Raw genomic sequence first — 24,579 nt, forward strand, 5'->3', positions numbered from 1 at the left:
AAACTATCCGCTTAATGAGTTGATATTTTTAAATATCATAACTATTTTATAGTTTCAATTTTTATTGATTTTTAAGATTTCTATAAGGTTAGATATTCCTTTTTTATTCTGAATTCTCATTTGGTAATTTTCTAATTGGCTAATTCCCAAATTACTAATACATTATCTTAAAAATATTTTATAAAAAGTATGGTTATTCCAAAACAAAACATTACCTTTGCCTATCATTAATGAAAAATAAACGAAACAATTGCTTTTTATGGATAAGTATTCTTTTTTGAATGCCGCAAGTACGGCTTATTTTGGTGATTTATATGATAAATATCTCGAAAACCCCGATGCGGTAGAACCCAGTTGGCGCGCTTTCTTTCAAGGTTTCGATTTTGCTCAAGAGCAATACAGTACTCCGGTAGAAGAAGCAGAACCCGTAATGGTACAACAAGTGGTGGGTAACGAAAACCCTGCGCTTTCCGAAACTGTCAAGAAAGAGTTTGCCGTGCTTAACCTCATCAATGGTTATCGCACTTACGGTCACTTATTCGCACAAATTAATCCGCTACGTCCTCGTGAGCCATATACACCTACTTTGGCTATCGAAAACTACGGGCTTACGACGGCTGACCTCAACACTACCTTCGATGCTGCTCGTGAAATAGGCTTAGCTCCCTCGCCTTTAAGTGCAATTATTGAGGCGTTGAATACTACTTATTGTAAGTCGATAGGGGTAGAATATCAGTATATTCACAATCCCCAAGAACGCGATTGGTTCACCAAACGATTACAGCAAAATCACAATAAACCTCAGTTTTCTAAGGAAGAAAAACTGCAAATCCTTAATAAACTTAATGAAGCCACTTCTTTTGAGAACTTCCTTCATACTAAGTATGTAGGTCAAAAACGCTTTTCGCTTGAAGGCAACGATGCGCTCATCGCAGGTCTCGACTTTATGGTGGAAGCTGCTGCCGAGCAAGGCGTAAAACACGTAGTGCTCGGTATGGCGCACCGTGGGCGATTAAATGTATTAACCAATGTGTTCGGCAAGAATCCAAAGGATATCTTTTCCGAGTTCGACGGTAAGGATTACGAAATGGACGATTGGTTCGACGGTGATGTGAAATACCACTTGGGTATCACCACCCAACGCACTACTCGTGCCGGAAAAACCGTAGATATGAATTTGGTACCTAATCCTTCGCATCTCGAAGCTGTAAATGCGGTCGTAGGAGGTATTACTCGTGCGAAACAAGACCGTTATTGTCAAGGGAATTTCCGACAAGCCTTGCCTATCATCATTCACGGTGATGCTGCTGTGTCAGGGCAGGGTATCGTCTACGAAACGGTGCAGATGTGTGGCTTGAGAGGTTTCACCAACGCGGGTACCGTGCATATAGTGATAAACAACCAAGTAGGGTTCACTGCTAATTTTGCCGACTCGCGTTCGTCGTTGTACTGTACCGATATTGCAAAGATGAATGATTCGCCTGTGCTTCACGTAAATGCCGACGATGCCGAAGCCGTAGTGCGCACTTTTCTCTTGGCAATCGATTACCGCCAAGCCTTTGGCAAAGACGTGTATATCAATCTCTTTGGCTATCGTAAATACGGTCATAATGAAGGCGATGAACCACGTTTTACACAACCTCTTTTGTACAAAATTATAAGTAAGCACGACAATCCCCGCAATATTTACGCACAGAAGCTAATCAAAGAAGGTCTCATACAGCAAAGTTATGTTGCCGAGATAGAGAACGCTTATAAAGCTACTCTTGATGCTGACCTCGAAGCATCTCGTCGCGAACCACTTACGATATTAAAGCCTTTTATGCAAACCGAATGGCAAGGCTTTGAAATAGCATCGCCAAAACAAATGTTACAAAAGGTAGATACGACTATTAGCAAAGAAAAACTTGACACAATAGCCAAGGCACTTACTGAATTGCCTGCCGATAAACCTTTTATCAGTAAGGTGAAAAAGATTGTAGCCGACCGTAAAGAGGCGTATGCACACAACCATATCGATTGGGGAATGGCAGAACTCTTGGCGTATGGTTCACTCCTTACTGAGGGCTATGATGTACGTATCACTGGGGAAGATGTGCAACGCGGTACATTCTCGCACCGTCACGCTGTGCTCAAAACAGAAGATACCGAAGAAGAAATATGCTTCTTGCAAGACCTCAAAACCAAACAATTGGCAACAGGTACTTTCCATATCTACAATTCGCTGTTATCCGAGTATGGAGTCTTGGGCTATGAGTACGGCTATGCAATGGCAAGTCCGCGCACGCTCACCATATGGGAAGCACAGTTCGGCGACTTCTCCAATGGCGCGCAAATAATGATTGACCAGTATATCTGTTGTGGTGAAGACAAATGGAAAGTGCAAGACGGATTGGTAATGTTACTCCCTCACGGTTATGAAGGACAAGGAGCTGAGCACTCTTCGGCACGTATAGAACGCTATTTACAACTCTGTGCTGAGAACAATATGTATGTAGCCAATTGTACTACCCCCGCTAACTTTTTCCACCTACTACGTCGCCAAATGAAGACTACCTTCCGTAAGCCGTTGGTAATATTCACTCCTAAAAGCTTACTGCGTCACCCCAAGTGATTTCAACTGTGGAAGACTTAGCTGGCGGACAGTTCCAAGAGGTGTTAGACGACTCTATTGCTAAAGCTCAAAAAGTAAAACGCGTAGTATTTTGCTCTGGTCGCTATTACTACGACCTCTATGCTGAACGCGAAAAACTTGGCAGAGACGATATAGCCTTAGTGCGCATCGAGCAGTTGTTCCCGCTACCGCTAACACAGCTTAAAACCATTATAGCGAAGTACAAACACGCCACCGACTTTATTTGGGCGCAAGAAGAACCTAAAAATATGGGCGCTTATGGTTATATGTTAATGAACTTCGATTTGGTAAAATGGCGTTATGTAGGTACTCCCGCCTATGCAGCACCTGCCTCTGGTAGCCATACTCGTGACCGCAAACGCCATAACGAAGCTATCGCAGCTGTATTTGAATAATAAAAAACTAAAAATACCAATTGATATGAAACGAATTATTACATTACTATTGCTGATAACCACTTATGTACTATCAGCGCAAAAAACAGTTACCAAAATTGTGTCACGAGAGCAGAATTCACCCTTGCTCGTGGTGAATGGCATTCTGATAGATGACGACAAGATAGGTAGTATCTTTTTAAACGCAATTGATCCTAATGATATTGAGAATATCAACGTACTTAAAAGCGCACTTAAAGATCCTTCTGCTACTGTTTTATGTAGCAGTAAAGCCGAAAAAGGAGTGGTTATCATTACGTTGAAGAAAAGCAAAGACACTTCTAAGAAAGATAACCTATCAGGAATAGAAAATCCTAACAAAGATTTTCCTCTGGTTGTTGTCAATGATGTAGAGTTTTCAGATCCTGAAGTAGGAAAGCTTTTTATGAACAATGTCAATCCTAAAAGAGTAGAGAGTATCGTAGTGCTAAAAGACAAAAAAGCTACTGAAAAATACGGTGAGAAAGCTAAAAATGGAGTGATTTTAGTTACTCTAAAAGGAAAACCTGAAAAGTTAGATATACCACCTTATGAACCTAAGTCGTAGTACGACGAGTAATTCGTCGCAAACTTTGGTAAAGTTCAACCCCTATGGGGAACGGAGCTTTCTAACACATAACACCTAAAAAAATGAGTCGAACTTTTTACATTAAAAATACACAAGCACCTGAAGAAATGACTCCTCAGCAATTGCTCAACCTCCAGCGTGAGGGATTTGTACAATACTCTATTGATGATAACGACGAGCATTACTCCCAAGTGATGAGTGCACCGCTCAGTGATTGGGGCTATATGCTGATGGGACAAGAAGGCATCAGTGGTCGCGGTTTTGAGGTCTCTTACGACACCGAAACCCAAGACTACGGTGTGCGCGTCTTTACTCCCAGTACCGAAGCCGATTGGTTAGGTGCGTACGAGTTTATTGGCAAAGTAGCCACCGCATTGGGTAGCAAAGTAGTTGATGAAGAAGGAGAGGTTTATGAGCCCAATGCCATTACGTACGATTATAGAAACGATATTAAATTTGGCATCAAATGTTATGAAGGTGAAAAAGGAGGATCTTATCTGTTCGGTGTCTACCGTCCTATATGTTTGTCAGACGAAATGATAAACGGGTTATTGGCCGCCGAAGATAAGGTAAAAGCCTTTAGTCAGCTTATAGAAAAACAACTATATGAGCACCCTGATGCATATATCGCACGTCAGCAGTTTTTTAGAAATGATAGAGGAGAGGTGATGGGAGCTTATGCTCTTACAGAGGGCGTTCCTACTATCTTACCGTATGAATATCCGCCTTTTGTAGATTTTACCCAAGTAAACCTCAGTCAAGACGATGTAAAGTTGTGGCGCATTAGTTTGGTAGTCATCAACGGCGATGAAAACGACCCTGATGCTTATGAGGTACTCGATGGACTCGATTACCAAACCTTTTTAGAGCGATTGCCTCAAGAGAAAATACAAAAACTCGATGGTCACTATATGCTTATAACCCTCAACCGACAAGAACTCGAAACTCTCTTGCAAAATGATAAACAAGAACGCAAAGGACTCCTAGCAAAATTGAAAAACTTTTTAACGACGAAATAACTAATACCTAACACCTAAAACTAAACGATATGTTGGAAATGAAAGTCCCTTCACCTGGGGAATCTATCACCGAAGTAGAAATAGCCCGTTGGCTTGTAAAAACGGGTGATTATGTAACCAAAGACCAAGCTGTTGCCGAAGTGGATTCGGATAAGGCAACCCTCGAACTTCCCGCTGAAGCCAGTGGAGTTATTACACTGCAAGCCGAAGAAGGCGAAGCTGTAAAAGTAGGACAAGTGGTATGCTTGATTGATACTAAAGCAAAAGCACCAGCAGGAGCTTCATCAGCAGGTACTTCACCATCACAACCAGTTAAACAGGAAGCTCCTGTGGCACCCAAATCTACAGCTTCCGCACCTTCCACAGCTCCAATAGCACCTGCCTCTTCTGCAAAGCAAGTTCCAAGTCCTGCAGCTCGTAAAATATTAGCAGAACGCGAGATTCCTGCATCAGCAGTAGTGGGTACAGGCAAAGGAGGTCGGATTACCAAAGAAGATGCACTTAAAGCCTCCAAACCTTCGATGGGGACTCCTACGGGTGGCGTGCGCAAAGAAGTGCGTACTAAGATGAGTATGTTGCGCCGAAAAGTAGCTGAACGCTTGGTGAGTGCTAAGAATGAAACCGCTATGCTCACTACCTTCAATGAGGTGGATATGACGGCTATTTACGAGTTGCGTGCCAAATATAAGGACGCTTTCAAAGAGCGCCATAATGTGAGTCTCGGCTTTATGTCGTTCTTTACTTTAGCCGTCGTGCGTGCCCTTAAACTCTTCCCCGATGTCAATTCGATGATTGACAGACAAGACAAGGTAACTTACGATTTCTGCGACATCTCTATAGCCGTTTCAGGACCTAAAGGCTTGATGGTTCCCGTGATTCGCAATGCCGAGAACCTTTCGTTTAGAGGAGTGGAAGCCGAAGTAAAACGCTTAGCTACCCGCGCTCGTGATGGACAAATTACGGTAGATGAAATGACCGGTGGTACTTTTACGATTACTAATGGGGGCGTATTTGGCTCTATGCTTTCTACTCCTATCATCAATCCGCCACAATCAGGGATTTTGGGTATGCACAACATCGTCGACCGCCCTATCGTGCGCAACGGACAGATAGTGATTGCTCCTGTAATGTATGTCGCTCTTTCATACGACCACCGTATCATTGATGGGCGTGAATCAGTAGGATTTTTAGTAGCTGTAAAAGAAGCTCTCGAAAATCCTATAGAGATCTTGATGAATGGCAACCCTAAACAAGCCCTTGAGCTTTAAAAAAGTAGAAATAAGAATATAGAAAACTCCCTATAAAGCTAACAGCTTTATAGGGAGTTTTAATAATTAGTGCATTATGAATCAGTTACTTTGCAAAAGCAACAGCTTTCATTTCTTCAATGAAACGCAGAGCGAGTTTATCGGCTTCTGCTTGACTTTTAGCTTCAGTGTAAATGCGAATAATAGGTTCAGTATTAGATTTTCGCAAGTGTACCCAGCTTTGAGGAAAATCAATCTTTAAGCCATCGATAGTATTGATTTGCTCGTGTGCGTACTTCTTCTGCATTTCACCTAGGATATTATCGGGGTTAATGTCTTTGGTAAGTTGTATTTTGTTCTTGCTCATATAATAAGCAGGATAACTATTGCGCAAGGTCTTTACACTGCATTTTCTTTCAGCAAGTAAGGAAAGAAATAACGCTACACCTACCAAAGCATCACGACCATAGTGTAGTTCAGGATAGATAATACCTCCATTGCCTTCACCACCTATGATTGCGTGCACTTCCTTCATTTTAGCAACTACATTTACCTCACCTACAGCTCCTGCTGCATACTGTACTCCGTACTTTTCGGCTATATCTCTCAATGTACGAGAAGAAGAGAGGTTAGAGACTACATTTCCTTTGGTTTTTCCTAAAATATAATCGGCGCAAGCAACCAAAGTATATTCTTCGCCGAACATTTCACCTTCTTCCGTAATAAAAGCTAATCTATCTACATCGGGGTCTACTACGATACCAAAATCAGCTTTTTCTTCAAGTACTTTTTTGCAGATGTCTCCCAAATGTTCTTTTAAAGGTTCGGGGTTATGAGGAAAATGTCCGTTTGGTTCACAATACAAACGAACTACTTCTACGCCAAAACGTTCTAATAACTTTGGAATTGCAATACCTCCTGTGGAGTTCACCGCATCAACAACCACTTTGAATTTACAATTGCGTATGGCTTCGATAGTGGAAGATGTTAGCAACCCTAACACTGCCTCAATATGTTTTTGAATATAGGTATTATCGTGAGAAATACTTCCTAAATCTTCTACGTCAGCAAAAACCACTTTGTTCTCTTGAGCAATGGTTAGAATTCTTTCACCTTCTTTAGCACTGAGAAACTCTCCCTTATTATTAAGAAGTTTTAGGGCGTTCCACTGTTTAGGATTATGACTTGCAGTGAGAATAATGCCCCCATCGGCTTTTTCCATTGTGACAGCTACTTCGACGGTAGGAGTTGTACTTAGCCCGATATCCACTACATTAATGCCTAATCCTACAAGGGTGTATTGTACTAAGTTCTGTATCATTTCGCCCGAAATACGTGCGTCTCTTCCTACAACCACCTTTATATTTGCTTTGTTGAGGTTTTCTTTGAGCCACGTACCATAAGCAGCAGCGAATTTTACGGCATCGATAGGGGTTAGATTTTCATCGGGTACACCTCCAATAGTACCACGAATACCTGAGATTGATTTGATTAATGACATAATTTAAGTGATTATACTCTCTTCAAAAGATAATGATAAGATAGAAGAGAGAGTGTTTTTTCGCGACAAAAATAGGATAAAAAAATGATATATAAAAATTTGAAATCATAAAGATTAATGGTTAGTGATTAATGGTTAGTGGTTAAATTAAAGAAGGCTTATGGGATAAACGAACAACGGGCGAAGAAAGACTGGCTTAAGAGTGGGTCTACAGTGGGTCTACAGTGGGTCTATAGTGGGTCTACAGTGGGTCTACAGTGGGTCTACAGTGGGTCTACAGTGGGTCTACAGTGGGTCTACAGTGGGTCTACAGTGGGTCTATAGTGGGTCTATAGTGGGGCTATAATGGTTTAAGAATGCTTGATGAATGAACAAAAGATAAATTCAAAATAAGGAAATAATGGAGGTAAGAAAGAGACTATTGGGAGCTTTCAACTTTGCCAAAGTCTGAAACTTTGGCAAAGTCCGTACTAGAAAAGGGAGTATAGTGGCGTAAAGACGGTGCGAGTTGAACGGGCAGGTGTTATTAGCAAATTAGCAAATTTGAGAATTAGCAAATGGGGGCGAGAGAATGAAATAATGTAGATATGGAGAGCTTATAGGAAAGACGAACAAAAGACGAACAATGAACGAAGAAAAGACGAACAATGAACGAACAATGAACGAAGAAAAGATGAAGGAAAAGTGAAGGAAAAGTGAAGGAAAAGATGAATGACGAATGACGAAAGCCCCCGAACCCCCGAAGGGGGACAAGCCTTAAAGAGAAATTAGTGAAGACTATCAATCTGAAAAACAAGACCTATTTGAAGAGAAAGCGAAGCTAAACTAAACCTAAAACGAACAAATAACGGTAGGAGCCGCAAGGGTGGATAAAGAATAAATGAACAAAAAGCGAATTTAAAGTAAATGAAATTGCGATTTTCTATGGCTTTATAGAAAAGATATTTGCTTATACTGATTTGCGATAGGAGCGCCACCAACGTTCGGGGATAGTGCCACTAATGGCTTCTTCGTAGTCTTGAGGTAGACAAGGAATAAGTCCGGAGGGTATGTGGTTTTGAGGTCCGGAGTATTTATCGCCTCCGGGTTTCATCCACCAGCGTTCGGTTTGTGTACTTTTGAAGAACTCTATTTGGATATCTTCAATGGGTACGATGTATTTAGTGTAATTCTCGTCGTTTATCACAGGTAGTTCTTTGATACGGAAGTTAAATCCTTCGTAGAAATACCAAAGCATTTCGGCGAGTAGCTGACTTGCCAAATCGGTATTGGGGATATCGAAAATACCTGCCACTTGCACATTACTACTGATACCTGCATAACGCGTGATAGCACATATTTCCCTACTATTGAAGCCGTTTACATTACCTTCAGTTAACATATCTTTTGCCTGCACACAGGTCATATCGACACTCACGATATCGGCATCACGCATTGCGGGCTCGATAATCTTCAAATCACTCACTATATTGCCCAAGCGGTGTACTTCAAAACACATTTTTTCGAGCAAATCGAGCTCTTCTTGAGCTACATAGTAAGACTGATAGCCGAGATTGGTAAAATCGAGTAAATTCACGGGAGGTTCTGAAATGAGTTTGCTCATATAGGAGCTCTCTACAAAGAGTTCTTCGGTATCGCCAAAATCGAACTTAGCATCTACACACACTACATTCACCATTTGTTCGAGACTATCGAAAGCGCGGTAGAGGGAATAAGTAAAGTCTTGCGAACCCCCCAGCACCACAGGGATAACGTCTTGCTTAATGAGCTCGGCTACAATTTCTTTGATAGCAAAATGAGTATCGTCGTCGGTTTCGCCTAAGGGCAAGTTACCCAAATCGGCAATGGCAAAATTCCAATTTCCCATAAAGAGAGAATACAGATGCTGACGAAAGCGATAGAATGACTGTCCTTCTGTTTCGATACAGAAAAAGGCAATTTTCACGTCGGTAAGGTCAGGTAAACCAAGGGAGGGGAGGTGTTTATGGAGTTGGAAACCTACTTGTTGTGGCTTGTAATCGTCTAAGGTAAAAGCTTCATCAACGGGTTGTAAATAGGATAGTGACATAATTTTTCTTATTAATAGACGGCAAAGGTAGGGGATAATTAGCAAATTAGCAAATTTGAGGATTAGCAAATTATTTGTGGTTCTTCACTTGTAGTTCGTAATTATTTATTATTTTTGCAAAAAATTACTATGTTCTTACGTCGTTACATACTCCTCCTCCTCACCTTGCTGAGTTTCACTCTGCAAGCTCAGCAGTACCCTGTGGACGTGCAAGTGTTTGTCACTCCGCCCTATCCACAGAGCCTAAGAGGGTATGCCGACACCTTTGAACAGAAGATACAAGCACACTTTCTGCTTAAAGACCTCTCTACCGGCGGACGCCCCTTTGTGCTCCGCTTCTCGTTAGAGGACTTCCAAGGACAAGTCATTGCCCAAACACCTGATTATATTACCCCCTATTTGGTAAACCTATCCCCAGGCGTACGACGCACACTTACCAATATAGATTTCAAAACCCTACTGCGCTACGAAAACCTCTACGGTATTAATGAGGCGACTTATAACGGACTACTTCCTGAGGGTACTTATTTTATTGGCTTGTCGCTTTACGACGTAGCTACTGGACGCCCTGTGTCCAACAAAGGACGCGCGATGATACAAGTGCGACGCTATTCACCCCCTGTGCTTACAATGCCCCAAAAAGGAGAAGTGCTTACCAAAAAGAACGCTTTTCAGCATATTGTTTTCCAATGGATGCCTCGCGATGTAGCCCCCTTTATGCAGTATGAGTTCACCCTCAAAGAAGTATGGGACTTGGCATTGGTGCCAGAAGAGGCGTTTATGACGGGACGATTGGTGTACCAAACTAAAACCTTTTCACCAGCCTTGGCATACACTAATATGATGCCAATCCTATTGGAAAACAAGCGCTACGTATGGCAGGTACGGGCTTTTACAAATAACCCCAATAATCCTAACGAACAATCGTACTTTAAAAACAACGGCAACTCCGAGACTTTTTACTTTGATTTAGTCTCTCATTGTGAAGCGCCGAAATTTCTTACTGCGATAACTGAAAGCACCTCGGCACAACTGCGCTGGAGTGCTCAAGCGATGATGCCTAATCAGGAATACCCTTACAAGGTGATGTACCGCGAGAAAGGCAAGACGTGGAAATCGCAAAAAGTGAGTATGCCCTATGCCAAAGTTACAGGACTCAAACGAGGACGTACTTACATTTACAAAGTGGGTGTAGCCTGTGGCTTAGAAACAGCCTATAGTAGCTCGGTATTTGGTGAGGAGAGCTATATGTATAGCACCGAACAGGAGTTTACTACCACCGAGCAGATAGACGAAAAGAGCCAAGTGCAATGTGGGGTAAAACCCGAAATACGCATCAAGAACACCGAGCCTTTGCAGGATAACCTGTATCCTAACACCACCTTTACGGCAGGTGATTTCCCGGTAACGGTACTCAACGCTACGGGTAACAATGGCGTATACTCAGGTGAAGGCTATGTGAAAGTACCTTATTTGCAAGACACTAAGATAAAGGTAGTGTTCAACGGCATCAAGCTCAATACCGAACGGCAACTCATAGACGGAAAACTCGTAACCACTTATGATGAGACCGAGAGGAATGTGATAAATATTACGAATGAGGTAGAAAAGATTAAGTCAATTCTAAGAGAATATAAGGGTAAAAAGAATCAACAGAAAGAGTTAAAAGAACAGGTAAAACAGATAAAGGATGAAATAGATAAACATAATGATAATGAACTCAAGAAATCTCTTGAGAACTTAGAAAAGAGTGCAGATAATCTTATTGAAAAAGGAAAAAACTTTACCTCTAATGAAGTAAAAAAAGTTGAAGAAGAAATTAAATTATTACAAGAGGAATTAAAGAAATATACAGAAAAATTAAATAGCTTTGAAAATACAGGAGGTAGTATTAACAACGTAGGAAAAGACAGTTACTTTGATGGTGTTATTAATGGTACAACTATTCCTCAAGGAGCTATTTTAACAGAGAACGCTTTCCAGAAAGAGTTTAAGAGCAAACAAACTATTGCTGTACCTAATAATGCTTCGTTTGAGATATACACAATTAATAATCAATTTAAGATAATTGTAAGTACATCAAATATTAAAGATGAAGAATTTGAGAAACTGAAAAAAGAATTAGAAAAAACTCAAGGATTTGCCATTTGGTTGCACTACACAAAAGGAGAAAATCAATTGAAATATAAAATTAATTATAGTGATAGGTTTTTCTCTAAAAAGCAAGATATTGAGATATACAAACGTGTAATGAAGAAAATGCTAGAGAATTCAGACCCAACGGATAATTGGGGGCAGTTAGTGATAGGAAGTGCCTATGGTATAAACACTATGACCCAAAAACTGATAAACACTCCTCAAGATTATCAAGAAAAAGAAGGACAAAGCTTAGAGATTCGTTTGTTAGAAAAGTATTATGACTATCTTTACAAGAAAAAGAAAAACAACGAGTTTAACCAAGACATTATAACACTTTCAGCAACCAATCAAGATGCTCTATTAGAACCTACTTTCCAAGGAGGTACTGTGGATAAAAGTTGGTTAGAAACTATTTTACCTAAAGATAAAATAGAAGAGTTTAGAAAAATGTTTGAATTAGTATATAATAAAATAGACTTTTCAAAAGTTGGTTTTGGTATAGAAAAATCTGCTGGATTAGAAAATGAATTTGGATTAAAACAAGAGGCTAGTGTTGTTTTAGGAAATGTCATCTTTATGGGAGGTAATGATAGTGGTTATGTTCATTCATATGTAGGAGGTGAAGCAGGAATGGGAGGAGTATTGAATATTGGTATTTCTGCTAATGTAGGAGGAAGCTTATTTATGACTTTTGCAGAAACGGATGAATATAAGGAACATATCAAATTTGAAGGTAAATATAAATATGGAAGAGGAGGTATTGGTGTTGGTACAGGACTTCTTTTAGGAGGATTAGATATTTCCGCAGGGACTGCTTATACTTATGCGCAAGGAGAGGGGAAAAGAGAAGGAGAGGTGAGTTGGAATGTTTTCTCATATTCTAGATCTGTTGGTGTAGGAGGAGGTCTTTCCCCAGTAACGCCAAGTGTTACAGCAGGAATAGGAAAGACAGCTTTTATTAATAAAAAAGCTGTTGACACCCCCAAAACTAAATGGGAAAAATTGAAGAGTTACATTAAATTTATAATACCCTACTAAAAATGTTACGAAAAATTATATTATTTCTCACAGGAGGTTTGATAATGCTTAGCGTTCTTTTTATCTTTGTAAATAATTTCATAGAGACGAGAAATAATACTATATATGAAAATGAGCAAAGTAATTTTTATAAAGAAAACTCTTTTTTTTATATATCAGGACAGGTTTTTAAAATTAAAAAAATAGGAAGCTTTTCTTATGCTCTTTTTGTCAAAACAGATTCTGTAAATATTTTAAGATCAGAAAAAAGAAGGGATAGAATTTCGGGAGTGTTTGATGAAGATAAAAAAATAGCTATTCTTCTATCTAATTCTAAGTCACGATTAGGAATTGCTAAAACAGACAGCAATACACTTCCCTATCTAACATATATGTGTAATCCTAAAATAGGTAAATATGGTTTTACATTTTCTGATAATAAATTAGAATTAGACGAAAATATATTAGATGCAGATGTTAAAGAACCTATAGTGCAATATTTGCTCCAACAAATGGACACAATTCCTAATGGAATAGAGTTTTAAAATTATGGTAATACAAACAAGTAAGACAGCTAATATAATAATGGCAACCTTTTTTGGGATAATATGTTTTTTGATGTTTTATGAAAGTTGTTACTATTCTGAAAGAGAACAGAATAGTAGACGTATATATGAAGAAAATACTTCTTATTATATATCAGGTCAAGTCTTAAAAACAACTGAAATCTCATCAGAAAGATATTGTCTTTATGTAAGACCTGATTCTATCAATATAGGAAAAATCTCACCAGATCTATATTATTTTTCAGGAATTTATGATAAAAAGAATGATATTGTTCTTGTAGTTGCCCATTTAGCTTTTATAGATAAAAAACATCAATATAAAAATGAAAAATATCCTTATATTATAGCTCAGTTTGATAGTGATAAAAAAATAGATACTTTAATTCACTCAAATGATAACTATGGCTTTCGTGGTGTAAACAATTTAATTTATGTTTCTAATAAGTTTTACGGAGATTTTCTCACTAAACAGATGGATACGATGTCTGACGCTATAAAATTCTGAAAAAACAAATAATGTTCCTTGACATATTGAAACCCCTTTTGATATTAGCGACCAACTCAAAAACGGCACTTTGCCCACAGAAAACGAGTTTGGTGACCTTTCTACCTATAGCCCTGAACAAAACGCAGTCATCGCTAAATTTACAACCAACAGAAAGCCAAAAGAGAACACTTATTACATCTTTTTGGTAAACGACGGCACTGGCAATCACGGCTATATGCGATTAGGTGGGCAATACGGCTTTGTTTACGGCACCAATGCACGCACCATAGCCCACGAACTGGGGCACGGCATCTTTAAACTCGAACACCCTTTCAAAGGTAAAAATGCCGACAAAGGTAAAACCTCTGCCCTAATGGATTACAACCAGGGGCAAGACTTCTTCTACCGCGATTGGAAGCAAATCAATGACCCTAAGGTAAAACTGTATGCCTTCCAAGGACAAGGGGAAGGAGAGTATAATGCAAATGCACATTTAGGATTGACTCCTGATGGTGTTATTTTTGATACATTCTTTTTAAATGGCAAAAAAATAAACACTACTATTGAAGTTGCACCAGATAAATATACTATACAAAAGATTAGTTATCAGGGGTATCAATATTATTGGGATAGACAATCCAAAGCTTTTGTGGGCATAGGAGGCATAGAAGGAGCAATAAAAGTAAAGAGAGAAGCTAAAAATATCAATAATAAAGTAAATATCTATCGCAGTCGTAAAGATGGGTGTACTTATGATTATTTGACGATTCCTTGGGAAACGAAAGATGAGCAATCAACAAATATTGTTCAAACCATAGAGAAATACATAGCTCAATACAATGAAAGCTATTGGAGAATCGCACCGTATACAGTTCGAGATGCTTCTTGTGGAAAGGAATTTTTCACTCATTTACGAGAGAGAGATTTGCAAGAATGTAGTACTGCTGAAATAAATGAAGGAAGAAAAATATTGCAAGGACTTTTAGCGGAAGCTAATCCTGAAAGGGTAACCTCAATAGTAAACAGTTATTGTATGGCTGCTATATCAGGGTTAACCTATGGCGAAATAGAAAAATTATTTGATATTATAGCCAGTCAGGAAAGAATTACAGAACATTCGGAAGTAGCGTTGCTTCGTTTGATGTCTGGAATTAAGACGACAGATTACAAGCGTTTTTATGCCCATTTAGAAGCCAATGGCAATAAACTATTGAAACATCTTATAGAGGAAATAGATGATGTATCTGTTAATTTCTTGACCGATAAGAAGAATTATACTAACTTTATAGGAGCTTTGGTGTGGATGTTTAACCATAATCCAGCTTCTATTGAAGATAGGTGGGGTAAAAATGAAGAAGATTTTGCCAAAAGAACACTTAATTTAAATCCTATTAGTTATAGTGAATATTCCTCTTTTATGTATTTCTCCTCCACATCAAAGAAAAATGAAGGAGAGTACGTTAGTGCTACAGGAAATATAAAACTTTACGATGTTTATACGATTAAATCTTCTAAAACAGTTCTTGTAAAAGGAGATGTTCCAATAGATGTAGTCGAACAAAGAGAACCTATTGCTGAAGTTTCTCCATTAACGCCACTTATTATCGTTCCTGATAAGGATAAATTACCTTTGTTGCAAACAGCATTGGAAGGGAATAATTTAGGGAATGAAGTATATATAGTACCTGCTATTTTCTTAAAGTATAGCAAGGATAAAATAAGGAATGACTATATAGAAAAAGGTATTATTACCACCTTAGATGTAGCAACGATAGCGCTTAGTGGAGGAACCGCTTTGGCTACAAAAGTGCATTGGGTACGTCGTGCTTGGGCACTGGCAGAAGTAGTGGGAGCTGTGGGGACATAGGAGTGAATGTATCACAGCATATAGACCCTCATAGTTCTTTAGGACAGGTTGTAAACAGCTACAACTTGGCAATGGGAGTTATAGGGATAAAGAATCTTGGACAAGTAGGTTATAAGTTTGTAAAGAACCTACCACAAGCTACAAAAGAGCTTTTGCAGAAGAATGGAAGCTTAAGAGCTAAACTTATTAGTTATCATCAAAAATGGCAAACAGAAGTAGCTCAATTAGACAATCCTTCTCAGGCTGAAAAGCAATTAGTGGAGAAGCAAGCGGAGGTTTGGAAAGCATTAGGGTTTGAAAATAAAATAGATGATATACTTCTAAATGCTAAATGGGTGGATGATTTGGAAACTGTAATAGGGATAAATGTCAAAAATAAAATTAAAGAATGGGTAAGAGAAGGATTGAACTATTCCAAATTAGAAAGTAGTTTTAACAAAAGCTCAAATAAACTAGAGCTTTTTTCAAAGCTTGAAAAGGCAAAAAGTTTAAATCATCAAAAAGTAATCATAGGGGACTATGAGAATATACTTGGTGTTACCAAAGGGGAATATATATCAAATTCTGTAGATAATATAAAAAGTGATATAAAAATAAAAGTAAATAATAATGATTTTGTATTAAAGAAATATCAAGGAGAAACATTTGCTAAAAATGCTAAGTTAATTAAGAGAGAGAATATAGAAGTCATAGAAGATTTAGGTAATGGATTCAATTTATTAAAATAAAGCCAGGAACTAAATTATATCGTGTTTTTGACGGATATAAACCTTGGGATGATATTTCGCAAACAGGGAATACACTACCCAAAGGGAACTATTGGACTTTTGATAGACCAACATCTATTTCAGAAGTGATAGGAGGTACAGCAGTAATGCCTGAATGGAATGGGATGACAAAAATTATTGAAATAGAAGCACCTTCTCAAGGAATATATGTTTGGAGAGGGGTTGCTGCTAGGCAACCTGCTTCTTCAGTAACTAAAGATTTCTTTTTGAAAGGAGGAATAGAGCAAGTAATTTTTGATTATAAGCAAAATAAGATAAATCTCCCAGAAATAACAAAAAGTATAAAAGAATTAAAATGAATGAAATAATAAATCTTATTCAAAATAAAATGGGTTTAATGAGAAAAGAATTAGAAAAGAAAATCGAAGAAATTCCTTTTTGGCAACTAAAAACTCTTTTCTCAGAGAAAGATTTATATTCTTCACAGGAAGAATATAAAAAAAGTATATTAAATAACTATGAAAAAACAAATTTTTTATATCAAATATTAGAGAAAGATTTATCTATACTTAGAAATAATGAAAAAAAGGAATTAAATCTTTTTTCTATATCTCCGAGATTTTTAGAAGGGAAAGGATACTCTGAAAATCAGATAGAAGAATTTTATAAATTTATTGATAAAATAAAAGAATTATTAGAGGTTAAAAAAGAGTAAAAATTATCAACAAAGTTGTATTACAGTACGTCGTGCTTAGGCACTGGCAGAAGTAGTGGGAGCTGTGGGGGACATAGGAGTGAATGTATCACAGCATATAGACCCTCATAGTTCTTTAGGGCAGGTTGTAAATAGCTACAACTTGGCAATGGGAGTTATAGGGATAAAGAATCTTGGACAAGCAGGTTATAAGTTTGCAAAGAACCTACCACAAGCTACAAAAAATCTTCTACAGAAGAATGGAAGCTTAAGAGTTCAACTCGCTAAAAGATATCAGGACTGGAAAAAAGGAATAGAGAAATTAAAGACATTAAATAAAGAAGAAAGAGATTTATTAGATAAGCAAGAAGAAGTATGGAGAAGTTTGGGATTTGTAGATGATTTTAAAAAGCTCATTTACAGAAATGTAAGTTATGAAGATTTTATAAAAACTTTTAATGCTACAGATGAACAATACAAAATAGCATTTAAGCTATGGGGTGAAGAAAAATGGGATGAGCTTTATAAGTTCTTTAAAGAAAATAATTTGAATGAAGGATGGCCTCCTTTTGATGGGTTTATAACTTATGAAAATAATATCATAAAAAAGGGAGAAATATTAGATAGATATGACTACAATGGTGCTATCCAGCCAGATGATATACATAGAGGTTGGTTTGCTTCTCCAAAAAATATTGATAATACTTCATATCCATTTGAACAAAGAGCATTAAAAGGGAGTGTTAGTGATTATGCAGAATTTTATGAAATAAAAGTTTTAGAAGATATTAAAATTCAAAAAGGAGAAATTATACCTTGGTTTGGACAAAAAGGGAAAGGTGTTCAAATTAAATTTTCAAAAAATATAGAAGAATTAGTTAAGGAGGGAAAAATTGAAATTATAAATATAAAGAAATTGAAATAAATGAAAATTTTATTGAATAATAAAATACAATTGAATGAAAATTCACCATTACCTTTTTGTAATGGGGATTTACTTTTTTTCATAAATCAAGATAAAACAATAAAGCTTGATATGTTTTCTGAGATAAATAATTCTGAAATAGAATTATTAAGTCTTATTTATCCTAATAAATTAAATATTCCTTTGGAAAGAATAAAAAAAATAGCTAGTTTATTCCCTTTTTTAGTTGAAAAAGTATACAAAAAAACAGGAATAATTACATATGAGGCTTATATTTTAAATGAATATACGACCCCTATTATTGTGAAATTTGATGGTTATATAGTTTGTCTAGCCCTTATAGGAGGCGAATATGCAAGAAATCCAGGGACTAATATTATACTTTTAGGAACAAAAATATTTGGTAAGTAAGAAATATAAGAGTTACTCACCTTTAGACTTAAATTTTGAGTACGGAAAAGCTATCCTTGGTTTGAAAGAAAAGGATTAGGACAACAAGAAAAAGTCTTTATTGAACTTACTGATGCTAAGAATATACCTAATGACCAATGGGGTATTAAGGGTGTTTTTATTAATGGAAAAACAAGCGAGGATATATTGAGTATTCCTAAAGGACAAAGACCTGCCCCAAGTACTTATCTAAGTTCAGGTTATATCCAACAACACTTAGCAAAGTTTGAAAAAGAAGGAGGTGCTTTTATTATTAGAAGAAGAGATGTTGTAGAATCAAATTATATCACAATGGCTCCAAGAAAATTTATTGGATTAAGAAGTGATATGGAAGGAGTAATAAGGAAATATAATGATTCTAATAAGAATTTAAATGTATTAATTGAGGAATTAGATTTAGGGAAAGATTATTTTAAAGCGACAGATGAAGTGTTTTTTGTCAAAGTGCCTCCTGAGAAATTTACTTTTGATTTTCCTAACGGGAATGAAGTGGGAGCCTATGATGAGTTATGGATCCCTGGAGGATATACAATACATGGAACTAAGGAAGCTGTAATATCCAATTCAGAAAATCTTATTCATAATAAAGATTGGGATACGTTTATTAATTTTTTTGGAAGTAATAATGTATTAAAAATAAAATAAATAATTATATGAATAATAAATATAAACAATCTATACTACATAATGAAATAGAAGATTTCCTTTTAGGAAAAGGAAAGTATTTTGTTATGGACAGAGATAGAGGAGGGCATGACAGCACAGATACTTATTCAGAGATCTTAGAATATTATTTATTAGAAGGTGAAAACTATGAATTAACAGAGGAGAATATTATTAAAATATTGAAAACAAAAAAAGATATTTCAGGAGAAGATTTGTTACAACTTTTAGGAATATTATGGTCATATTTTGTGCATAGCTTCAAGGGAGATAAAAAACTAAAGAAAGAATGGAAAATTTCAAAAGAATTAAAAGATTTATTTATTAAAAATATAGAAACACTTAATTTTAACAATATAGAAACATACAATAATATTAAATGGATTATTATAAATCTAAAAAGAAAATATAATTTTGATATAAGCTTATCAAATGATGAGTTTTATAAGTATTGATATAATCAAGGATATAGATTTTCTTAAAAATCAATTTAAATGGGAAAAAGTAAAAAAAATCTAAAATATGACAAATAAAGATTTAATAGAAATGTTGAAGCATTCTAATGTTGATAATTATTCAGACCCCTTTGCTAAAGATTATATATCTTGGAATATTCTTAGTAAAGATTTAGAAAATAGATTAATTCTTATTTCAGAAGTAGAAAATTCTGATGATGGTATCACGATGGAAGAATGTCATACAAATGAGAATTATTGGTCTGCAAATTATCCTATATCTTTAAATTATTACCCTTATAATAATTGTAAAATTTATAAGGACATAGATTATAATTCTTTTTATTTCATTTATACAGAATGGGGGGGGCACTCACCTGAAAAACGTTGTAGATTGATTCAAGAAAAATTGATTGTGACATAATCTTTAGACTCTATTATACATTATTTAGTAATACTTAACAAAGTTTGAAGAAGAAAGGAGATGATCCTATCATTTAGGAGAAGAGTCTTATACACTATTAAACGGCAGAAGCATCTTTTCCTGCTCCAAATAACATTGTAATATACACTTCTACAGCAGAAATAGAGAAAGTACTAACAACGCCTATATTACCTAATGGTAAAAAAGGAGGAGGTTTTTTACAGATGAATAAGATAATTTCAAATAAGAATAATCTTATTAGAGAATTTGAGAATGATTTAAATTTAATATCATAGACAATGCTTTTAAAACTTCTCAAAATAATAATCCATTACCATATACGAAAACGGGGATGACTGGTTCAAAGACAAATATTATCCCAGAATATGTAAATCAAAATGATATTATTTTTAAAGGAGGGGAGACAATGACTGTGTATGATAATAAAGGAAATATTGTTTCAAGGTATGAGTATATAGGTTTTGATGAAAATAATAAAGTATTGGTTAATAAATGGATAAAAAAATAATTTTTACGGGTAGAAATATGAATTGGTTAATATTTAAGGGAAGATTAGAATATTATACCATTAACTCTGGTAGAATAACTCAAGGAGTTAAAACTGAACAATTGTTAAGTAATCGACTATTACTGAAAGAAATAATACAGAATGGTTTTGATAGTTATGAAAAAAACTTTGAAGGTAGGGAAAAAAATCTTTGGGATAATGGAACGGTTACTTACAATAGACAAAATAAGAAATTCTATATTCCTATCTCCGAAAATTTTATAGAGTTTTATCAACTAAATTGGACAAGCGACAATTGGAATAAAGAATACATTACATTATCCAATACTCATTTGAGCCAAGATAATATAGATTCGTTTTATGAATTCTCAATTTTAGTAGAAATAGAGGGCATACGTATTGTTGATGTAGATAATTTTGGTGACAAAATCTGTTTTTCTTTTCCAAATGATAATCAAGAAGTAAAAAATAAAATGATAGAATTATTTGGAGAACCACAAGTTCATCCTCAAAATATGGACGATAAATATGGACAATTTGCCAAAAACTATTTTTTTATTGATCGAACACGAATGGATAAAATCATCGGAATAAAAAAATACCGAGATACATCAACCATTGGTCAGCCAGATGGTGAACAATTTACAGGAAAACAAGAAGAAATCATTTTAGACTTGCATAATTTTGATGAAAATATTTATAAAGTTTTTAAAGAACATCAAATGATTGATTTAGAAAGTTAAAATATTAAATAGCTAAATAAAATATAAGAAATATCTACTATAGTAACTCTCAAATTTATTAAATATTGCATTGATTTTTAAAAAATCAATGCAATAGTAGTAAAGTAAAATTATGGATATAGGAAATATTTTTAAAATAAAAAAACAGATTCTTTAGAAATATGGAATAATGTAGAAAGTTTAGATAATAATATATATATTGTTAAGGAACTAGATAAGACAGTTCGATTTGAATATAATAATTGTTATAAAAAGATAGAGGTATTTTTAAAAGAACTTATTCCTTTTACTTTTTTTAATAGTATCATAAAAGAAGATTTTATAGCATTGTATAATTTTTATGATGAACAAACTTATTTCAATTTTAATACTAATAATAAGAAGATTAATCTAATTTGTGATAGATATTTTGTGAATAATTATCAAAATGCAAAAATAAAAGAGTTTTATATTTCTTTTGAGTAATCAAAAACCTTCTATAGTACAAAAAAGAGCTTTTGCAGAAGAATGGAAGCTTAAGAGCTAAACTTATTAGTTATTAACAAAAATGGCAAACAGAAGTAACTCAATTAGACAATCCTTCTCAGGCTGAAAAGCAATTAGTAGAGAAGCAAGTGGAGGTTTGGAAAGCATTAGGACTTTGAGATGAAATAATTGATGGTATTCCTTCTAATTTCTTTAGGAATGCAAATGATTGAACAAGGCGCTCAGTTAGACCAATAAGAAAAAAATAAATTAATTAATAATGAAGATATTACATATAGACAGAAACCACCCCTTGATGCTTTCACAACTCGCAGCACAGGGTTTTGAAAATTATGAAGACTATACAAGCTCTAAAGAGTCTATTGAGGCTAAAATAGCTGATTACGATGGAATTATTATACGCAGTCGTTTTACTATAGACAGGACATTTTTAGACAAGGCTACTCGATTGAAATTCATAGGCAGAGTAGGTGCAGGGCTTGAAAATATAGACGTAGCTTATGCCGAAAGTAAAGGTATAACGCTCATCGCAGCCCCTGAAGGCAATAGAAATGCAGTAGGCGAACACGCACTCGGTATGCTTCTGGCATTGCTGAACAAGTTTAAGAAAGCCAATAACGAAATTAAAAATGGCAAATGGTTGCGCGAGGAGAACAGAGGTTGGGAGCTCGACGGCAAGACAGTAGGTATTATAGGCTACGGAAATATGGGAAAGAGTTTTGCTAAGAAGTTGCGCGGTTTTGACTGTAGTGTGATTTGCTACGATATACTCCCCAACAAAGGTGACGAGAATGCCAAGCAAGTAACCCTAGTAGACTTTTTTCGTCAGGCAGATGTAGTGAGCCTGCACACGCCTCAAACTCCACAAACTATAGGTATGGTGAATGAAGTGTTTATCAATAGTTTTGCTAAGAGTTTTTGGTTCTTAAATACTGCACGTGGGAAGAGCGTAGTTACCGATGATTTGGTACGCGCCTTGCAAAGCGGGAAAGTATTAGGGGCAGGCTTAGACGTGTTAGAATATGAAAAGGCATCGTTTGAAGACTTCTTTAGTGACGAACAAATGCCCCAATCGTTTAAATACCTATTGGAAGCGGATAATGTGGTTCTCACTCCTCATATTGCAGGCTGGACTTTAGAAAGTAAAGAAAAGCTTGCGCAGATAATAGTAGACAAGATAATCGACCAGTTTGCTTGGAAAATTGATTTATTAGCAGATTAGGGCGACTTGTATAGACAATAAGATTATTAATAAATTAAATAGAAATGAAAAAGAATTATTTACTCATTGGAGTAGCAGCTTTATTGCTTGGCAGTTGCTGTCCTACTAAAAACATTACCACAACGCAAACTACTACGCAAGAAAGTGCCCTCATTGCTAACGGCAAATTGTGGTCGTCTTACTTTCAGCAAAACGCTGCTGAATACGAAGCTTTGTGTTTGCAAGCCTTCAACGTGGCACAATTGCGATTGGACGAAGCCCTTGCTAAAAAAGGGGATAAACCACTGGCAATTGTTACCGATATAGATGAAACCTTTTTGGACAATTCGCCTTTTGAAGCCTATTGTGCGAAACAGGGTATTAGTTATTCACAAAAAGCGTGGGAAGAATGGACAGTTTTAGGCGATGCCAAACCGCTAACAGGCGCGTTAGAGTTCTTTAAATACGCCGATAGCAAGGGAGTAGCTATTTTCTATGTAACTAATCGTCGTGACAACGAACGTGAAGGTACGACCAAGAACTTGCGCAAGTACAATTTTCCTTTGCCTTCAGACAATCGACTTATCTTGCGTTCTGCTGAGAAGAGCAAAGAAAATCGTCGATTACAAATTGCTAAAGATTACGACATCGTGCTCTTGATGGGCGACAACCTTTCCGACTTTTCTAAAGATTTCGATGGTGGTACTCCAAAAGAACGTTCAGAGGCAGTACATAAGAACAAAACAGAGTTTGGCAAGCGTTTTATTGTGCTCCCTAACTATTCTTACGGCGATTGGGAAGGAGCTGCTTATGGTCATAAATACTCTATTCCAGAAGCCGAGAAAGAAGCGATTATTAAGAATAATACAAAGGCATTTAAATAGGTAAGAGGTAAAGCTAGGGTTCTGGAATTGGCGTGTATGTGAATAAGAGACAAAAATATTGTCAATTGAAAATTAATTTCTATCTTTGCAAAAAATTAAGCACTATATGCCTAAGAACACTGTTACGCCCTATCAAGATTCAGCACAGGGTAAAAAAGAACAAGTTACCCAAATGTTTAACACTATCTCAGATACTTATGATGGTTTGAACCGTTTGATTTCGTGGGGCTCAGATGTAAAATGGCGTAAATTTGTAGTACAAAAAGTGGCAGAGATACACCCTACTACGGTGCTTGATGTAGCTACAGGCACAGCCGATTTAGCAATTGCTCTTACTACTATTCCAAATGTGAGAATTACAGGATTAGATATCTCAGAGGGAATGTTGGAAGTAGGACGCGAAAAGATAGCTAAAAAAAAACTTACTGACCGCATTAATTTAGTACACGGAGATAGTGAGCAACTACCTTTTGCTGATGCTACTTTCGATGCTGTAACGGTAGGTTTTGGAGTACGCAACTTTGAAGATTTAGAAAAGGGACTAAGTGAAATTCTCAGAGTGCTGAAACCAAAGGGGCGCTTGGTGGTATTAGAGACTTCTGTACCTAAAAAGTTCCCTTTCAAACAAGGGTATCATCTATATACAAATTATATGATGCCCCTCATTGGCAAACTCTTTTCTAAAGACAGGTCGGCTTATAGGTACTTATCTGATTCGGCTATCCATTTTCCTTACGGGAAGAAGTTTCAAGAGATATTAGATAAGGTAGGTTATCAGAAAACTGAATATTATCCTAAAACCTTAGGTGGAGTAGTCACCATTTACATAGCTAATAAATAGAACTTTAA

General features: G+C 36.2%; 23 protein-coding genes and 1 pseudogene. 22 read left to right on the plus strand and 2 right to left on the minus strand.

Annotated features, from left to right (window positions below):
* Window positions 1-259: 259 nt before the first annotated feature.
* The 4 genes and pseudogenes from HW278_RS10955 (at window position 260) to odhB (ending at window position 5,924) form a co-directional block, all read left to right on the plus strand.
* Window positions 260-3,030: pseudogene (locus HW278_RS10955) on the plus strand (2-oxoglutarate dehydrogenase E1 component).
* Between the two features lie 25 nt (window positions 3,031-3,055).
* Window positions 3,056-3,616 (plus strand): TonB-dependent receptor plug domain-containing protein, encoded by a 561-nt coding sequence (locus HW278_RS10960; RefSeq protein ID WP_178977833.1) that lies wholly within the window; start codon window positions 3,056-3,058, stop codon window positions 3,614-3,616.
* Between the two features lie 83 nt (window positions 3,617-3,699).
* Entirely contained in the window at window positions 3,700-4,656 is a 957-nt protein-coding gene (locus HW278_RS10965) for a DUF4299 domain-containing protein (RefSeq protein WP_178977834.1), read from the plus strand.
* A gap of 29 nt (window positions 4,657-4,685) precedes the next feature.
* A complete protein-coding gene (odhB, locus tag HW278_RS10970) occupies window positions 4,686-5,924 on the plus strand; it encodes a 2-oxoglutarate dehydrogenase complex dihydrolipoyllysine-residue succinyltransferase (RefSeq protein ID WP_178977835.1) in 1,239 nt (412 codons plus the stop codon).
* Window positions 5,925-6,009: 85 nt separating this feature from the next.
* Here the strand turns inward: odhB and glmM are convergent, their stop codons facing one another.
* Complete coding sequence (glmM, locus tag HW278_RS10975; RefSeq protein WP_178977836.1) at window positions 6,010-7,404, minus strand: phosphoglucosamine mutase; 1,395 nt, start codon at window positions 7,402-7,404, stop codon at window positions 6,010-6,012.
* Between the two features lie 202 nt (window positions 7,405-7,606).
* Here glmM and HW278_RS10980 point away from each other — a divergent pair, with 202 nt between their 5' ends.
* On the plus strand, window positions 7,607-7,750 hold the full coding sequence (locus HW278_RS10980) for a hypothetical protein (protein ID WP_178977837.1): 144 nt from the start codon (window positions 7,607-7,609) through the stop codon (window positions 7,748-7,750).
* A gap of 603 nt (window positions 7,751-8,353) precedes the next feature.
* Here the strand turns inward: HW278_RS10980 and HW278_RS10985 are convergent.
* A complete protein-coding gene (locus HW278_RS10985) occupies window positions 8,354-9,472 on the minus strand; it encodes a formimidoylglutamase (RefSeq protein ID WP_178977838.1) in 1,119 nt (372 codons plus the stop codon).
* A gap of 129 nt (window positions 9,473-9,601) precedes the next feature.
* Between HW278_RS10985 and HW278_RS12760 the strand changes: the two genes are divergently transcribed.
* The 17 genes from HW278_RS12760 to ubiE all read left to right on the plus strand — a co-directional run bounded on the left by HW278_RS12760 (window position 9,602) and on the right by ubiE (window position 24,571).
* Window positions 9,602-12,649, plus strand: a complete 3,048-nt coding sequence (locus HW278_RS12760; protein WP_255493629.1) for a hypothetical protein — start codon at window positions 9,602-9,604, stop codon at window positions 12,647-12,649.
* Between the two features lie 2 nt (window positions 12,650-12,651).
* Entirely contained in the window at window positions 12,652-13,173 is a 522-nt protein-coding gene (locus tag HW278_RS10995) for a hypothetical protein (protein WP_178977839.1), read from the plus strand.
* A gap of 4 nt (window positions 13,174-13,177) precedes the next feature.
* Window positions 13,178-13,699: a hypothetical protein gene (locus HW278_RS11000; protein ID WP_178977840.1), complete on the plus strand. Its 522-nt coding sequence runs from the start codon at window positions 13,178-13,180 to the stop codon at window positions 13,697-13,699.
* Window positions 13,700-13,769: 70 nt separating this feature from the next.
* Window positions 13,770-15,548 (plus strand): hypothetical protein, encoded by a 1,779-nt coding sequence (locus HW278_RS11005; protein ID WP_255493630.1) that lies wholly within the window; start codon window positions 13,770-13,772, stop codon window positions 15,546-15,548.
* A gap of 2 nt (window positions 15,549-15,550) precedes the next feature.
* Entirely contained in the window at window positions 15,551-16,276 is a 726-nt protein-coding gene (locus HW278_RS12765) for a hypothetical protein (RefSeq protein ID WP_255493631.1), read from the plus strand.
* A 164-nt stretch (window positions 16,277-16,440) separates the two neighbouring features.
* The gene (locus HW278_RS11015; RefSeq protein WP_178977841.1) at window positions 16,441-16,635 is read left to right on the plus strand and encodes a hypothetical protein; all 195 of its coding nucleotides are present in this window, start codon (window positions 16,441-16,443) and stop codon (window positions 16,633-16,635) included.
* A complete protein-coding gene (locus tag HW278_RS11020) occupies window positions 16,632-16,991 on the plus strand; it encodes a hypothetical protein (RefSeq protein WP_178977842.1) in 360 nt (119 codons plus the stop codon). The genes HW278_RS11015 and HW278_RS11020 overlap by 4 nt, the downstream gene beginning before the upstream one ends.
* 79 nt (window positions 16,992-17,070) lie before the next feature.
* Entirely contained in the window at window positions 17,071-17,895 is an 825-nt protein-coding gene (locus HW278_RS11025) for a TNT domain-containing protein (protein WP_178977843.1), read from the plus strand.
* Window positions 17,896-18,306 (plus strand): hypothetical protein, encoded by a 411-nt coding sequence (locus tag HW278_RS11030; protein ID WP_009745457.1) that lies wholly within the window; start codon window positions 17,896-17,898, stop codon window positions 18,304-18,306.
* A gap of 186 nt (window positions 18,307-18,492) precedes the next feature.
* Entirely contained in the window at window positions 18,493-18,990 is a 498-nt protein-coding gene (locus HW278_RS11035) for a hypothetical protein (protein WP_178977844.1), read from the plus strand.
* Window positions 18,991-18,998: 8 nt separating this feature from the next.
* On the plus strand, window positions 18,999-19,463 hold the full coding sequence (locus HW278_RS11040; RefSeq protein WP_178977845.1) for a hypothetical protein: 465 nt from the start codon (window positions 18,999-19,001) through the stop codon (window positions 19,461-19,463).
* A gap of 67 nt (window positions 19,464-19,530) precedes the next feature.
* Window positions 19,531-19,887, plus strand: a complete 357-nt coding sequence (locus HW278_RS11045) for a hypothetical protein (RefSeq protein ID WP_178977846.1) — start codon at window positions 19,531-19,533, stop codon at window positions 19,885-19,887.
* A gap of 352 nt (window positions 19,888-20,239) precedes the next feature.
* On the plus strand, window positions 20,240-20,416 hold the full coding sequence (locus tag HW278_RS11050; RefSeq protein WP_178977847.1) for a hypothetical protein: 177 nt from the start codon (window positions 20,240-20,242) through the stop codon (window positions 20,414-20,416).
* Window positions 20,401-21,159, plus strand: a complete 759-nt coding sequence (locus HW278_RS11055) for a hypothetical protein (RefSeq protein WP_178977848.1) — start codon at window positions 20,401-20,403, stop codon at window positions 21,157-21,159. The genes HW278_RS11050 and HW278_RS11055 overlap by 16 nt, the downstream gene beginning before the upstream one ends.
* A gap of 745 nt (window positions 21,160-21,904) precedes the next feature.
* Window positions 21,905-22,867 (plus strand): 2-hydroxyacid dehydrogenase, encoded by a 963-nt coding sequence (locus HW278_RS11060; protein WP_178977849.1) that lies wholly within the window; start codon window positions 21,905-21,907, stop codon window positions 22,865-22,867.
* Between the two features lie 44 nt (window positions 22,868-22,911).
* Entirely contained in the window at window positions 22,912-23,730 is an 819-nt protein-coding gene (locus HW278_RS11065) for a 5'-nucleotidase, lipoprotein e(P4) family (protein WP_178977850.1), read from the plus strand.
* Window positions 23,731-23,836: 106 nt separating this feature from the next.
* Window positions 23,837-24,571, plus strand: coding sequence for a bifunctional demethylmenaquinone methyltransferase/2-methoxy-6-polyprenyl-1,4-benzoquinol methylase UbiE (gene ubiE, locus HW278_RS11070; protein WP_009411357.1), 735 nt, complete (start codon window positions 23,837-23,839; stop codon window positions 24,569-24,571).
* The last annotated feature ends 8 nt before the right edge of the window (window positions 24,572-24,579 follow it).

The organism is Capnocytophaga sp. oral taxon 902 (genome assembly GCF_013394735.1).
Taxonomy (GTDB): domain Bacteria; phylum Bacteroidota; class Bacteroidia; order Flavobacteriales; family Flavobacteriaceae; genus Capnocytophaga; species Capnocytophaga ochracea.